The sequence below is a fragment of the Bifidobacterium tibiigranuli genome, from assembly GCF_009371885.1.
Taxonomy (GTDB): domain Bacteria; phylum Actinomycetota; class Actinomycetes; order Actinomycetales; family Bifidobacteriaceae; genus Bifidobacterium; species Bifidobacterium tibiigranuli.
The window spans coordinates 159513-174091 of sequence record NZ_QLZA01000005.1 but is presented as its reverse complement, the minus strand read 5'-3'; the positions used below and the strand labels follow the sequence as shown (position 1 = coordinate 174091).

The following is a 14579-nucleotide window of genomic DNA, read 5'->3' as shown; positions in this document are numbered from 1 at the left end:
TCATCTTGCAAAACTACCGGTCAGTCCTTGGACTGATCCAGATGACCGTAGTTGTCCGTATCCGAGACCTGCGAAACCAGCTGGCCGAGGAAGTCGGTGAGCCGGGTGCGGTATTCGGTTTCGAACTGCTTGAGTCCCTGGATATTGCCTTCGATGACCTTCGACTGGGCTTCGAGGTTCCCACGCACCTGCTTTGCATAGTCCTCGGCGGCAGCACGGGTCTTCGAATCGTATTCCGCGGAACGGCGCTGCACTTCGGCCTCGTAGTTGTCCGCCTCAACGTGCTTGTCCTTGACATAGCCCTCAGCATCGGCACGGGCCTTGTCGGCATACTCATCGGCGGCCTGATGCGTCTGCGCCGAATAGTTGTCCGCGTCCGCACGGGTCTTGTCCGAATATTCGTCGGCGACGCGATGCGTCTCCTGCGCATATGCGTCCGCATCGGCATGCGTCTTGTCGGAGTACTCGTCGGCCTGGGCGCGAGTCTGATTCGAATATTCATCGGCCTGGGCACGAGTCTTGTTCGAGTAGTCATCAGCCTGCGCATGAGTCTGATCGGAGTAAGCCTCAGCGTCTGCGCGAGTCTGTCGTCCGTACTCATCCGCCTCGTCGCGAGTCCTGCTGGAATAGCTGTTGGCCTGGGAGACGAGCTCCTCGTACTTGGCCTGGCTGGCTTCGGTGATTTCACGAGCCTGAGCCTTGCCCTTGTCCACGTACTGGTCATGCAGCTGCATGGCGAGCGTCAGCATAGCGGTGGCCCGCTCGGGTTCGCTCGTAGCGCCTGAAGCGGCTCCGGCGATCTTCTGCAGGCTTCCGGTTTCAGTATTCGGCTCGATCTTCGAGACCTGGGTGCGCAGCTGCTCTTCGCGCTGCTTGGACTCTTCGAGCTGACGGGAGATGTCCTGCAGCTGAGAAGCCTGCTGCTGCAGCTGGGGAATCTGCTGCTCATACGCGGAAACCTTGTTCTGCGTGGCGGCGAGATCCTGCTTGCAGGCGGCGAGCTGCTCCTGATAGGTCGCGACTTCATGGCTGAGCGAATCATTGTTCGCCCGGATCTCATCGCGTTCATGCTGTATCGCTGCCAGCTGCTCTCCCAGCTGTTCATTGCCAGAGGCCTTTGCCGCCTGGGCAGTGAGCTGATCGACCTGAGCGGTGAGGCGGTCCACCTGCCCCTTGAGCTGCTCGTTCTGCGAGACCAGAGCGCGGTTGCTTTCCTCAGCCTCGCTCAGCTTCGAAGCATCGACCTGCGCGGATTGAGGCCCTTGCTGCGACGCTGCAGCTCGAAGGTTCTCGTTATCGCCTTGCAGCGACTGCACCTGCGCGGTCAACTCGGAAATCTTCGCGTTGAGGTTCGCCACATCAGGCCCCAGCGCCTGTGTGGACTGGCCGCCGGCCTGTACGGCCTGCTTCCCCAGTGCCTCGACGGTTTCGGTTACTTGATCGAGAAAGTCGTCAACTTCGTCGACATCGTAGCCTTCCTTGAATCGGACCGTCTGGAAGGTATGCTCCCGTATGTCCTTGGGCGTCAACAGAGCCATAAATCCTACACCTCGCTTTGGGCGTGAAGCCTCGATGTGTTGCTATCACACCGATGCTATCACGGACTTCGTGCCTTTACGTAGTTTTAGGCCCCGTCATGGCGCTATTTGAGCCGTTCAGATGATCATCTGCAGCACAATCAGCGCAAAATAGAGCACGATGAAACTCACATCGAGGGAGAACGCCCCTATTCTCACTGGGGGAATGTACTGCCGCAGCCAACGCAGCGGCGGGTCGGTGAGCCAGTAGATGGCGTACACCAGCGAGGCAATGACGCCGCGCGGACGCCACCGCGGGGCGAGAATCGACACCCAGTCAAGAATCATGCGAATGAACAGCACGGTGATGTACGCGCCAATCAGCCAATCAATGAGGCTCAGCAATAAAGTCAGCATGTGCCCAACCCTACCAACAGGCTCATAATCAGCGCGGCGCGGAATGCCATGCGAATAATGCCATGCGAATGCAGCTCAGTGCCGCCGCATGAGCACAGTGCGTCCCATCCCGGCTATGCATGTGCCTCGGCGCTTATAGCCGAGGCACATGCATTGACAAAACTGCAATTACTCCCAGAGACAATTATTCCCAGAAACAATTACTCCCAGAGATTATTCCGAGAACAGATCCCGCGCCGAATTAGCCTGCTTCGGCTCCTCGACCTTGATATTGACCTGCGCCGGACTTAAGAGGAACACGCGCGGGGTGACGCGCTCGATCGATCCGCGCACGCCGAAAACAACGCCCGCAGAGAAGTCCACAATGCGATACGCCACGGCCTCAGGAACCCCGGTCAGATTGAGCACTACGGGCACGCCATCGCGTATGGCCCTGCCAACAAGCTGCGCGTCCTCATAGGTTTTGGGGTGAATCGTCGTGATGCGGCTGACCCTGCTGGGGAACGGGCTTGCCTCGCGCTGCGGCAGAGCCGCAGATGCCGCTGACTGGCTCGCCGGCGCGACCGTGTGATCCGAGTCGAAGGATGAAGCATCGTCGTCGCCTGGCACGGCGAAGTCATCCTCTTCATCGACCACATCACTCATGCCAAGATACGACATCGCGCTTTTCATTAAGCCCGCCATGCACATTCCTTTCGCTCAGCCTTGCACATCATCATCAGTACCATTGCGACCATCACCGCAGGAAGTCGGGGATGTCGAGATCGCCCGGATCGTTCGCGGAGAACCCATCATCACTCGTCGTGTCGTCGGGAACCGGTCCATTGGAAGTGGTGTCGTCAAAAGACTGGGAGGCGGCGTCGCCATTGCCTGGCGTGAAATCGGGCGTACGGCTCTGCACGAGCGGCGGCACCTGGGCACTTTCCCTCGGCTGGGCAGATGACGCAGGCTGCGCGGCCTGGGCGGCGGACTGACCGCCAAGCGGCACAGCAGCCGACGTCTCGGTTTTCTTTGAATTCGCGTCGAAGCCCGCTGCGATGACGGTGACGCGCACCTCGTCGCCATAGGCGTCGTCCAGCGCCAGGCCCCAGATGATCTGCGCCTCGGGGTGAATCGCCTTGCGCACCAGCTCGGTAGCTGCGGAAGCCTCCTGCAGCTTGAGGTCGGTCGGGCCGGCGATGTTGATGAGCGCGCCGTGCGCGCCCTCGACGCTTTCCTCAAGCAGCGGCGAGCTGATGGCGATTTCGGCGGCCTGGGCGGCGCGGTCCTCGCCGCGCGCCGAGCCGATGCCGAAGAGCGCTGTGCCCGACCCGCGCAGAATCGAGGAGATGTCCTGGAAATCGACGTGGATGTAGGAGTTCATCGTGATCAGGTCGGTGATGCCCTGCACACCGGCCAACAGGGCCGTATCAGCGGTTTTGAATGCGTCCACGATGCCGATGGTGCGGTCGGAAAGCTCAAGCAGCCGGTCGTTGGGGATGACGATAAGCGCATCGACCTCGTTGCGCAGATTCTCGATGCCCATCTTTGCCGAAGCGGCGCGCTGCGGGCCTTCGAAGGAAAACGGCCGAGTCACCACGGCGATGGTGAGCGCCCCTTGCTGATGCGCCGCGCGCGCAACGATGGGGCTGGCTCCGGTGCCGGTGCCGCCGCCCTCGCCGCAGGTTACGAACACCATGTCGGCGCCCTTGAGCGACTCCTCTATATCCGACTGATGATCCTGCGCCGCCTTCGCGCCCTTCTCGGGGTCGGCTCCGGCGCCGAGGCCTCGGCTGGAAGCGTCATTAAGCGAGATCTTCACATCCGCATCGGATCGCAGCAGATCCTTTGCATCGGTATTGACCGCTACGAATTCAACGTTCTGCAGACCTTCGGCAATCATGCGATTGACGGCATTGCCGCCGGCTCCACCGACACCGACTACCTTAATATTGGTCTTGTCGTTGAAATTGTCAGTCTGGGCAATCTCGCTCACCATAGTCTCCTGTCATTCACGGTTATGCCTTACTCTAGCGCAGAATCGGGCCGTATCGGCATTTTTTCGCGCGTGTATCCATCTTTTTTCCACTTTCGCCTACGAGAACGACATGCCGTCACTTCGCAAACGAAATCGGATGCTCAGTAACCCGCGTCCATCGGGTCGTCTCCGAACAGGGCCTCGCGCTCGTCATGCGTCGTGCTGCGCGAGTCCAGCCATCCATAGGGCAGATGAACTTTCTTCGCATAGCGAACGCGCCCGCGCGGTGCATCGATCACCCGTTCGGGCAGCGTCAGCGCGGGATCGAGTCGGGCGATTTCGCGCTCGACATCCGCCAGACTTTCGCATTCCATGAAGGCCTTGCGGGTCGAGCCGCCGACCGGGAAGCCTTTGAGGTACCAGGCGATATGCTTGCGCAGATCGTGCACGGCCATATGCTCATCGCCGTCGAAGAACTCCACAAGCAGCCGGGCGTGGCGCATGATGACGCGCCCGACTTCCCCCAGATTCGGGTTGATACGCTCCGAATTGCCTTGGAAGGCGTGCTTGATGTCGGCGAACAGCCACGGCCGACCCTGGCAGCCGCGCCCGATGGCGACGCCGGCGCATCCGGTCTGACGCACCATGTCCAGCGCGTCCTCCGCTCCCCAGATGTCGCCGTTGCCGAATACCGGAATGCTTAAGGTCTGCGCCAATTCGGTGATGCGGTGCCAGTCGGAATGCCCGCCGTAGTACTCGGCCGTCGTGCGCGCATGCAGCGTCACCGCAGCGCAGCCCTCTTCCTGAGCGATACGGCCGGCCTCAAGATAGGTTTCATGCTCATGGTCGATGCCCACGCGAATCTTCGCCGTGACCGGGATATTTGCCTGCGAGCAGACTGCGACAACGCGCGAAACCAGGTCGCGGAAGATATCCATCTTCCAAGGCAGCGCTGAGCCGCCCCCGCGCCGCGTGACTTTGGGCACCGGGCAGCCGAAGTTCAAATCGACGTGGTCAGCCATGCCGCCGTCGACCACCATCTGCGCGGCCTGTGCCACGATGGCCGGGTTCACGCCGTACAGCTGCAACGAGCGTATCTTCTCGCTCGGCGCGAAGCGGCACAGCCGCAGCGCCTTAGGATTGCGAGCCACCAACGCCCGTGCGGTGATCATCTCGGCCACATACAGCCCATCGGGGCCGTATTCCTCGCAGATCACGCGGAAGGGCCAGTTGGTGACGCCGGCCATCGGCGAAAGCACAACCGGGGTGGGGATATGGATAGGCCCCAAGTCCACCGGTTCGATGGCCGGCGCAGCAGCGACCATCGCCGAAGCATCGACCCTAGCAGCAATAGCAGTTTCTGTCACAGTTCATCCCAACATCACTATGTTCTGATGGTAGTGTCGCACCGGAGCCGCAATCGGCGATCAGTACTTGCCGCCGGCCTCGGCGACCTTCACCGGAGCGCTCAGGTCCTCGCCGCTCTCCTTGGTCACGTCCGTGCCGCCGTCAGCCGCAGTGGTGCCGACGATGCTGACCGGCCCCTCCGGGTAGCGCACGCGGCGCTCGGCCACGCGCTCGGCCACGTAGTCGGCGACCTTATCAAGGCTGACGCGCTCCTGCTGCATGGTGTCGCGTTCGCGAATCGTCACGGCATGGTCGTCAATCGTATCGAAATCGACGGTGACGCACAGCGGCGTGCCGATCTCGTCCTCGCGGCGATAGCGGCGGCCAATGGCACCGGCCTCGTCGTAGTCGATCATCCAGTCGTGCTGGCGCAGTTCGGCGGCAAGATCATGCGCGATGCCTTGCAACGCAGGCTTCTTGCTCAATGGCAGCACCGCAGCCTTGACCGGTGCCAGACGCGGGTCGAGCCGCAGCACGGTGCGCTTGTCGACGCCGCCCTTGGTATTCGGTGCCTCGTCGATGTCGAAGGCATCAACAAGAAAGGCCATAAGCGAGCGGGTCAGGCCGGCTGCGGGCTCGATGACGAACGGCACATAGCGTTCGCCGCTGGTCGGGTTGAAGTAGCTCAGGTCCTCGCCCGAATGCTTGGCGTGCGCGGAGAGATCGAAGTCGGTGCGGTTCGCGATGCCTTCCAGCTCGCCCCAGTCGGAGCCTTGGAAGCCGAACTTGTATTCGATGTCGACCGTGCGCTTGGAATAGTGCGAGAGCTTTTCCTTGGGATGCTCGTAATGGCGCAGATTCGCCGGGTCGATCCCGAGGTCCGTGTACCAGCGGGTGCGGGTGTCAATCCAGTACTGGTGCCAGTCCTCGTCCGTGCCGGGCACGACGAAGAACTCCATCTCCATCTGCTCGAATTCGCGCGTGCGGAAGATGAAATTGCCCGGCGTAATCTCGTTGCGGAAGGACTTGCCCATATTCGCGATGCCGAATGGCGGCTTGGAGCGCGAAGAGGTCATGACGTTCTTGAAGTCCACGAAAATGCCCTGCGCGGTCTCCGGGCGCAGGTAATGCAGCGAATTCTCGTCTTCGACGGGGCCGAGCGAGGTGTGCAGCATCATGTTGAAGTCGCGCGGCTCGGTCCAGTGCCCGCGCTCCCCGGTTTCGGGGTCAGGCACTTCATCCCAGCTTTCGGGCATGCGGCCGTGCTTGCGCTCGAAAGCCTCCTCAAGATGGTCGGCGCGGTAGCGCTTGTGGGTGATCGTCGATTCGACCAGCGGGTCGTTAAATACCTTGACGTGGCCGGAGGCAACCCACACCTGCGTCGGCAGGATAACAGAAGTATCCACGCCAACGATATCGCCGCGCGTAGTGACCATCGCACGCCACCATTCGCGCTTGATATTGTCCTTGAGCGCCACGCCGAGCGGGCCGTAATCCCACGCGGAACGGGTCCCGCCGTAGATCTCGCCGGCGGGGAATACGAACCCGCGACGCTTCGCGAGCGATACGACTTCATCGAGCTTAGAGATAGCCACAGCACACCTTACTTTTGAGACATTTTGCAACGTTGATAACCGAATAGAGTGTAATGCCTGACAATGACACGAGCAACGGCCGTCTCAGGCTCGCCGCGTGAGACTCACGCCGCGCGACCCGAGCGTGTCCCGCGCTTGTCCGCATTTGCTTCTAGCGTGTGTCTCGTAAGTGCAGGGGTGCCCCGTACGGGGCTGAGATAGGCATGTGCCTGACCCTTCGAACCTGTTTGGCTAAGACCGACGTAGGGAGCGCATTCATGAGCGATTCAGCCAACCCATCCAGTCCAGGCGGTGCCGTCATTGCCGACGACGCATATCGCAATCACAGCAACGCATTTGATGACCAAAACGGCATCGACCGAGACGATACTGTCCGAAACGATTACGACGACGGTTACACTGCCGACCACGACAATGCTTCGCAAATTCTTTCGGATGTCCCGCCGCATAACGAGCTGCGCACACGCATCAGACAGGCGGTCGAGGCGGTCAAGACGACAAGGCCCTTGGCGCCGTCGTTTACGAATTTCGTCACGATGAACCTCGTGGCCAACGCCCAACTGGCCGTTGGCGGCAGCGCGGCGATGAGCCTGATCTACGACGAGGTCGTGGATATGACCGCAATCGCCGGCGCGAGCTATGTCAACGTCGGTACGCTGCAGCCTTTCTACCGCGAGGAGTTGGCGAAGATTTCGCAGTTCTGGCGCGAGCAGTCGCATCATTGGGTGCTCGACCCGGTCGGCGCGGGCGCAGGCTCTACGCGCACCGCGATTCTCGAATCCTTCACAACCGCGCCACCCACCGTCGTGCGCGCCAATGCCTCGGAGATTCTGGCGCTGTGCAACATCTGGAAACTGCACGATGATGCCGACGATACGTCCGCAGCCACGCGCCCTGCCGGGGTGGAATCCGTCGACGACGTGGACGACGCACTTGACGCGGCCATGGCGCTGGCACGATTCCTCGCCGCCGCAGCGCCTGACGGCAAGGCGGCCGTGGCCGTGTCAGGAGCTGTCGACCTGGTGACCGACGGCACGCATGCCTACCGGCTGCCCGGCGGCAGCGCCATGATGACCAGAATCACCGGTGCGGGCTGCTCGCTCGGCGGCGTGCTCGCCTGCTATCTGGCCGTCAGCGACCCGCTGACCGCCGCGTTGGCAGCCAGCCTGCTCTACAATCGGGCCTCCGAACGCGCCGAACGGACCAGCGACGGTCCGGGCACCTTCCAAAGCGCCTTCCTCGACGCCTTGTATGCCGTCAGCGCCGACGAAGTGGCAGCATCGCCGATTGTCGCCGTGCCCGCTGAATCTACTGAGCCCTCTGCAGACCGCTAAACCCGCGTGAAGCAGCCTCGCGCAACTGCGGACCCATCACACAGATATACAGGTGGTGCGGCAGCTCGCCCTGCTCCCAATGCAGGAACAGAACCCATACTGCATCGCACATTCTCGGAAATGTACACAATCGCAACCCGATTCATCTCTTTTCCCCAAACCAGCCCAATCCATCTCTTCATGCAAACCAACCCGGCGGAAACTCCGCCACCAAGGAGAAACACCATGAGTGCCCCATACCCTTACGCATCGATGCGTGACAACTTCGATCTTTCCGCCTACTTCGTCGTCGGCCCCGAAGACACCAAAGGTCGCCCGATAGCCGACGTGGTCGAGGAGGCGCTGCGCGGCGGCGCGACCTTCATCCAACTGCGCGCCAAGAACGCCGACGCGAAGGAATTGACGACAATGGCGCAGGACATCGCGCAGATCATCGAAGACAACGACCGCGCTGATACCGTCGCCTTCGTGATTGACGATCGCGCCGACGTGGTCTGGCAGTGCCGCAGCAAAGGCGTCAAAGTCGACGGCGTGCATATCGGGCAGACCGATATGGAGCCGCGCCAGGTGCGCACGCTGCTGGGCCCGGACGCCATCATCGGCCTGTCCGCCGAAACCGAAAGCCTCGTCAGCCTCATCAACGAGCTGCCCGCCGGATGCATTGACTATATTGGCGCCGGCCCGCTGCACCGCTCCACGACCAAGCCCGAGGCAATCGTGGTCGAAGACGACGGCAGCAAGCACCTGCTCACCCTGGACCTGATCAACACGATCTGCGAGGCCAGCGACTACCCAGTGGTCGTAGGCGGCGGCGTGAGACTTCAGGACATCGCCCCGCTCGCCAGCACCAAGGCGGCCGGCTGGTTCGTCGTCTCTGCCATCGCGGGCGCCGACGACCCACAGGCCGCCACCCGCACGATGCTCGACGCATGGCGCGGCGTGCGCGGAGAAGCCAAGCACGGCTATGCCCCGCGGCCAGCCGACGACTCATCGCAGGCCGCCGCGCCCAAAGTGCAGGAGCAGCGCAAGGAAGCACACGGCTTCCTCAACGCGAAGGAGGCCAAGGATGCGGCCCGGCTTGCCAAGCAGCAGGCTGTCGATATCGCCGCGCGTGGCTCGAAGCAGCGCGACAAGGTGCATATCCGAAAGATCAGGGACGTGCATTTCGAAAACCAGCACGGCGCTTATGACTTGCAGGTGCCATACACCGAAATCGTATTGGAGGACACGCCTGGCCAGGGGCCGAACGAACCCTTCCGCGACTACAACACCGAAGGACCCGCATGCGACCCGAAGGTCGGTCTCGACCCGCTGCGCCTGGATTGGATTCATGACCGCAACGACACGGTGACGTACACAGGGCGAAGCCGCAACCTCGCCGATGACGGCAAGACCGCAATCAAACGCGGCAAGGCCACCAAGGAATGGCGCGGCCGCCACCACGAGCCCATGCGGGGCAGCAACCATCCGGTGACGCAGATGTGGTACGCGCGGCACGGCATCGTGACGCCGGAGATGCGCTATGTCGCCGAACGCGAGCGCTGCGATGTCGAACTGGTGCGCAGCGAGCTGGCTGCGGGCCGTGCGGTGATGCCCTGCAACATCAACCATCCTGAAAGCGAGCCGATGATCATCGGCGAGCAGTTCCTCGTCAAGCTCAACGCCAACATGGGCAATTCCGCCGTGACCTCCTCGATCGACGACGAGGTCGAGAAGCTGACCTGGGCCACGAAGTGGGGCGCGGACACGGTGATGGATCTGTCGACCGGCAACGACATCCACACCACGCGCGAATGGATCCTGCGCAACTCGCCGGTGCCGATCGGCACGGTCCCCATGTATCAGGCGCTTGAGAAAGTGGACGATGACGCCACGAAGCTCTCGTGGGAGCTGTTTCGCGACACGGTTATCGAGCAGTGCGAGCAGGGCGTGGACTATATGACGATTCATGCCGGCGTGCTGCTGCGCTACGTGCCGCTGACGGCGGATCGTGTGACGGGCATCGTCTCGCGCGGTGGCTCGATCATGGCTCAATGGTGCCTGCAGCATCATCAGGAAAGTTTCCTGTACACGCATTTCGACGAGCTGTGCGAGATCTTCGCCCGCTACGATGTCGCCTTCTCGCTGGGCGACGGACTACGACCCGGCTGCCTGGCCGATGCCAACGACGCCGCGCAGCTTTCCGAGCTCATGACCCTGGGCGAGCTCACGCAGCGCGCCTGGGATCACGACGTGCAGGTGATGGTCGAGGGGCCGGGCCACATCCCCTTCGATACGGTGCGCATGAACATCGAGATGGAGAAGGCCATTTGCAAGAACGCGCCGTTCTACACGCTCGGACCGCTGACCACCGACACGGTGCCCGGCTACGACCACATCACCTCGGCCATCGGCGCGGTGGAGATCGCGCGCTACGGCACGGCGATGCTGTGCTACGTCACGCCGAAGGAGCATCTGGGCCTGCCCGACAAGGACGACGTCAAGCAGGGCGTCATCGCCTACAAGATCGCCTGCCACGCAGCCGACATCGCCAAGCATCACCCCCACGCGCAGGACCGCGACTTGGCTATTTCCAAGGCGCGCTTCGAATTCCGCTGGCTCGACCAGTTCAACCTGTCGTACGACCCGGACACCGCCATCGCCTTCCACGACGAGACGCTGCCCGCCGAGCCAGCGAAAATGGCGCATTTCTGCTCGATGTGCGGGCCGAAGTTCTGCTCGATGGCCATCTCGCAGAACATCCGCAAGCAGTTCGGCAGCGCGTCGCAGCAGCGGCGCGTCGTCTCACAGGCCGAGCAGATCATCGCCGGTTCGCACGCCGTGACCGAGGCAGCCAGCGGAGCCGCCGCTGGTGCCGCCAGCGGCAAGGAGTAGGCGGTCGCTGCGATGGCATAATCATAATAAGGAACGAATTCACCTGAACGCCGAGAATCCACAGACGCCAGTGCGCACAATATATATGCGATATATGCGCATCATCGTCGCGGTTTTCCGGCGTTCAAGCAGCAGCATCGCAGCGCTACCATTTTATATGTACCGCCTATTACACGAACACGTATTACAGGAAAGAGAATCATGATTGATCGCAACAGTGACCGTCAGGAAGTCCCCGTGGACCCCGAAACCGGCAAGCCGTACATCAACACGCTTGCGGCCGTCGCCATCGCGCCGAGCGGCACCGGCGCGGAGCTGAGCGAGTACGTCGCCCAGGCCGTCGGAGTCATCCGCGAATCAGGGCTGCCGAACGAGACCAACGCGATGTTCACCAACATCGAGGGCGACCTTGACGAAGTGCTGCAAGTCGTGCGCGACGCCACCTACAAGCTCGCCTCGCAAGGCTACCGCACCGGCGTCACCCTCAAGCTCGACATCCGCCCCGGCTTCACCAACCAACTGCACGCAAAAGCCGAACTGGTCGACAAGATTCTCGAACAGGACTAACCACCAGACAGCCGGAATGGAACGAAAGGGCCGATGAGAGCCGTCAGTGGTCTTTTCGTTCCATTTTCTCAACGCCGTCACATGTCAATCTCGCGGTGCAATCCGCCATCGTCCACTCTGCAGAACTCCGCAACACCTGAAATATGCCGGGTCGGTATATCGTTTGACTTATGACCACGATGAAGGAAATCGCTCAGCAAACCGGGGTGTCTGTCTCCACAGTCTCGTTGGTGCTGAACAATCGCGACGCTGGGCGGGTGAAAACTGAAATCGCGGCCAAAGTTCGAGCCACGGCACAGGAGCTTGGGTATCAGCCCAACCCGCTGGCCCGTTCGCTGCGTACCAGCAAAACGCGAATCCTAGGATTCATCAGCGAAGAGATTGCCACCACACCGTATGCGGGAGGCATGATTCTCGGTGCGCAGGACGCGGCCAGCAGGCTGGGATACGTCATGCTGACCGTCAACACGGACGGCATCGCCAATGCAGATGACGAAATCGCAGCGCTGCAGCGATACGACGTGGATGGATTCGTGTATGCCAAGATGTTCAACTGTCTCACATCCGTGCCATCAAGCCTCGCATCCCTGCCCTTCGTCCTAGCGGATGCGCAGGACGTGGAGCATCGCTCCCCGAGTATCACGCCCGACGAATTCCAAATCGGATACGATGCGACACGCCGCCTGATCACCGCAGGCTGCACACACATCGCCTACATCGGAAGCTCGGATCCCATGCTCGCGCAAGGCTTGCGCCTCGCCGGGCATCGTCAGGCGCTGATGGACGCCGGACTCAACCTCGGCGCACACATGCAAATCAGCGTATCTGGGAACGAGGCAGCATTGTCCGCAATCAACCGGATGATCGAGTCGGAACATCCGGACGGCTTCTTCTGCTTCAACGACGCCCGTGCCATGCAGGTCTACTTGTGCGCCGCCCGCCACGGCCTACATATCGGCGAGGACATATCCGTAATCGGCGTAGACAACCACCGAGTATTCGCCGAGACCTTGTCGCCCCGACTGACCAGCGTTGAGCTGCCGCATTACGAGATAGGATTCTGGTCCGTGTCAAAGCTGGTTTCCCTCATCGAAGAGCAGAACCCTTCCAAAGCAACGCTCCCGTCGATAGACAGGGATACCGCTCCCATGCCCCCCCTTGACTCCGCTCCGGCGCAAATCCACTGCAGGCTCATCGAAAAGGAGTCAGTGCGACGACGATAGCTTGCACACGAATTACAGCAACTCAGCAACGCAGAGCACCGCGACGCAAGGAAACGAGACATACAGCGGGACTTAGCATGCGTCAGACAGCAGGCAAGTATCGCGACAGGCACCATATGCACTCCCCATACATATGCCCGATCCGAAAGCTCTGAAACGCCCGAGAGTACGTTTCGAAAACCGCAGAGAACCATCAACGCGATACTTTCGTCAATCGATTGACGAAAATCGATTGACGATATATACTGGGTGCTGTCAGGTCGTTCATCTCAGTACAGCAGCTCAGCTGATCGACCAGTCAGCGATGGCTTTGCTTCACGCAACACAACGACGGCCATTCACGAAAAACAATGGCGTTAGGCGTCCGGCACAGTGGTCGACACTCGCGCCTGATCAAGAAAGGACTGTCATGGTTCGACACACGCAACAGGGGATTATGAGAATTTGCGCGGCACTTCTTGCAGCGGCCAGCATACTGGGGTTTTCAGGGTGCGGCGAAGCTCAGCGAGAGGCAGCCAAAGCTAACGCTAAAGAGATAACGCTCTGGACCCATTCCGCTGGGTCGGAGGCCGAACTCGCTGCGGACTACCAGATGATCAATGCCTACAACAAATCACCAAATCGAAAGGCAACAGTCAAGCTGCAGTCATTTCCGCAAAGTTCCTACAATGACTCAATCATTTCAGCATCATCGGCCGGTAATCTACCCTGCCTCGTCGATGTCGATCAGCCGAACACCCCCTACTGGGCATGGGCGAACATCCTCGCCCCAATCAGCGACGAGGCCTTGCTCAAACGAGCTAATGAGCTTATGAAATCAGCTAAGGGCACGTGGAACGACAAGATCTACACCGTCGGATACTTCGACGCCACCACCGCCCTGTTCGCGCGCAAATCTGTGCTTGAGAAGAATGGCATTCGCATAGCCTCCGTTGACCACCCGTGGAGCAAATCGGAAATGGATGAAGCCCTTGCCAAGCTAAAAGAAAGTGGACAATGGTCATACCCCTTCGAAATCGGCACCGCTGACAATAAAAGCGAATGGTATGCCTATGCCTATGGACCGATTCTGCAATCATTCGGAGGCGATCTGATTAACCGGGCGAATTATCAGACTTCAGATGGCAAGCTCAACGGTACAGCGGCAAAGGACTTTGCCCACTGGATGCAGAATCTCGTCGCCAAAGGCTACATCAGTTCCAAGGGCGGATCGGATACCGCGCTGGACTTCGTGAACAACAAGTCCGCTCTGCTCTATGGCGGTATTTGGTCCATGTCGACATTCCAACAATATGCCAAGGATTACGGCGATATCGTTGCCATGCCCCTGACCGATTTCGGCCATGGATCCGTCGCAGGAGGCGGCTCATGGACGGTAGGCGTCACCTCGACGTGCACCAACAAAGAGGCTGCACAGGATTATCTGCGCTTCTCTTTGCAGGACAAGTACATTGCAGCGATGTCGAAGGCAGGCATGAATATACCAGTCACCTCCGGCGCCCAGCAGCTTGTGCCGCAATTCGCCAAGGGCGGTGACATGCAGGTGTTCACGCAAATCTCGCAACGATATGCCAAGATGCGCCCCGAAACTCCCGCTTATAACTTCATATCCACCGAATTCCGCAAGACCATCGGAGACATCATGAACGGTGCTGACGTCGATTCAGGGCTTGACAAGGCAGTCAACCATATCGACGGCAATATCCAAGGTGCCGATGGATATACCAAAAACTGAGAGAGGAAACCAC

Annotated in this window: 10 protein-coding genes, 1 pseudogene and 1 riboswitch; of the genes and pseudogenes, 5 read left to right on the top strand and 6 right to left on the bottom strand. The window is 60.6% G+C overall.

Going from position 1 to position 14579, the window contains the following annotated elements; genetic code table 11:
- Nucleotides 1-20 precede the first annotated feature (20 nt).
- The 6 genes from DDF78_RS05815 to DDF78_RS05790 all read right to left on the bottom strand — a co-directional run bounded on the left by DDF78_RS05815 (nt 21) and on the right by DDF78_RS05790 (nt 6833).
- Nucleotides 21-1538: a DivIVA domain-containing protein gene (locus DDF78_RS05815; RefSeq protein WP_152580707.1), complete on the bottom strand. Its 1518-nt coding sequence runs from the start codon at nt 1536-1538 to the stop codon at nt 21-23.
- A gap of 117 nt (nt 1539-1655) precedes the next feature.
- Nucleotides 1656-1934: a YggT family protein gene (locus tag DDF78_RS05810; RefSeq protein WP_152580708.1), complete on the bottom strand. Its 279-nt coding sequence runs from the start codon at nt 1932-1934 to the stop codon at nt 1656-1658.
- A 213-nt stretch (nt 1935-2147) separates the two neighbouring features.
- Nucleotides 2148-2618 carry a cell division protein SepF gene (locus DDF78_RS05805; protein WP_152580709.1) on the bottom strand — a complete coding sequence of 157 codons (471 nt, stop codon included), beginning with the start codon at nt 2616-2618 and terminating at the stop codon, nt 2148-2150.
- Nucleotides 2619-2670: 52 nt separating this feature from the next.
- Nucleotides 2671-3909 carry a cell division protein FtsZ gene (ftsZ, locus tag DDF78_RS05800; protein ID WP_152580837.1) on the bottom strand — a complete coding sequence of 413 codons (1239 nt, stop codon included), beginning with the start codon at nt 3907-3909 and terminating at the stop codon, nt 2671-2673.
- 143 nt (nt 3910-4052) lie between these two features.
- On the bottom strand, nt 4053-5216 hold the full coding sequence (dusB, locus tag DDF78_RS05795) for a tRNA dihydrouridine synthase DusB (protein ID WP_152580838.1): 1164 nt from the start codon (nt 5214-5216) through the stop codon (nt 4053-4055).
- A gap of 102 nt (nt 5217-5318) precedes the next feature.
- Nucleotides 5319-6833 carry a glycine--tRNA ligase gene (locus DDF78_RS05790; protein WP_152580710.1) on the bottom strand — a complete coding sequence of 505 codons (1515 nt, stop codon included), beginning with the start codon at nt 6831-6833 and terminating at the stop codon, nt 5319-5321.
- A gap of 163 nt (nt 6834-6996) precedes the next feature.
- Nucleotides 6997-7099, top strand: a riboswitch (TPP riboswitch).
- Here DDF78_RS05790 and thiM point away from each other — a divergent pair.
- The 5 genes and pseudogenes from thiM to DDF78_RS05765 all read left to right on the top strand — a co-directional run bounded on the left by thiM (nt 7091) and on the right by DDF78_RS05765 (nt 14566).
- Nucleotides 7091-8167, top strand: a complete 1077-nt coding sequence (gene thiM / locus DDF78_RS05785) for a hydroxyethylthiazole kinase (protein WP_152580711.1) — start codon at nt 7091-7093, stop codon at nt 8165-8167. (Overlaps the previous riboswitch by 9 nt.)
- A 225-nt stretch (nt 8168-8392) precedes the next feature.
- A pseudogene (gene thiC / locus DDF78_RS05780) lies at nt 8393-10925 on the top strand (phosphomethylpyrimidine synthase ThiC); the annotation flags it as partial.
- Between the two features lie 317 nt (nt 10926-11242).
- Nucleotides 11243-11608, top strand: a complete 366-nt coding sequence (locus DDF78_RS05775; RefSeq protein WP_152580713.1) for a thiamine-binding protein — start codon at nt 11243-11245, stop codon at nt 11606-11608.
- A gap of 170 nt (nt 11609-11778) precedes the next feature.
- Nucleotides 11779-12831 carry a LacI family DNA-binding transcriptional regulator gene (locus tag DDF78_RS05770; protein ID WP_152580714.1) on the top strand — a complete coding sequence of 351 codons (1053 nt, stop codon included), beginning with the start codon at nt 11779-11781 and terminating at the stop codon, nt 12829-12831.
- Between the two features lie 304 nt (nt 12832-13135).
- Nucleotides 13136-14566, top strand: a complete 1431-nt coding sequence (locus tag DDF78_RS05765) for a sugar ABC transporter substrate-binding protein (protein ID WP_237564563.1) — start codon at nt 13136-13138, stop codon at nt 14564-14566.
- Nucleotides 14567-14579: the final 13 nt, after the last annotated feature.

Excerpts from the sequence above, each read along its gene's own strand:
- DDF78_RS05815 (WP_152580707.1), bottom strand. The coding sequence starts at position 1,538 with ATGGCTCTGTTGACGCCCAAGGACATACGGGAGCATACCTTCCAGACG.
- DDF78_RS05810 (WP_152580708.1), bottom strand. The coding sequence starts at position 1,934 with ATGCTGACTTTATTGCTGAGCCTCATTGATTGGCTGATTGGCGCGTAC.
- DDF78_RS05805 (WP_152580709.1), bottom strand. The coding sequence starts at position 2,618 with ATGGCGGGCTTAATGAAAAGCGCGATGTCGTATCTTGGCATGAGTGAT.
- dusB (WP_152580838.1), bottom strand. The coding sequence starts at position 5,216 with ATGGTCGCTGCTGCGCCGGCCATCGAACCGGTGGACTTGGGGCCTATC.
- thiM (WP_152580711.1), top strand. The coding sequence starts at position 7,091 with ATGAGCGATTCAGCCAACCCATCCAGTCCAGGCGGTGCCGTCATTGCC.
- DDF78_RS05775 (WP_152580713.1), top strand. The coding sequence starts at position 11,243 with ATGATTGATCGCAACAGTGACCGTCAGGAAGTCCCCGTGGACCCCGAA.
- DDF78_RS05770 (WP_152580714.1), top strand. The coding sequence starts at position 11,779 with ATGACCACGATGAAGGAAATCGCTCAGCAAACCGGGGTGTCTGTCTCC.
- DDF78_RS05765 (WP_237564563.1), top strand. The coding sequence starts at position 13,136 with ATGGCTTTGCTTCACGCAACACAACGACGGCCATTCACGAAAAACAAT.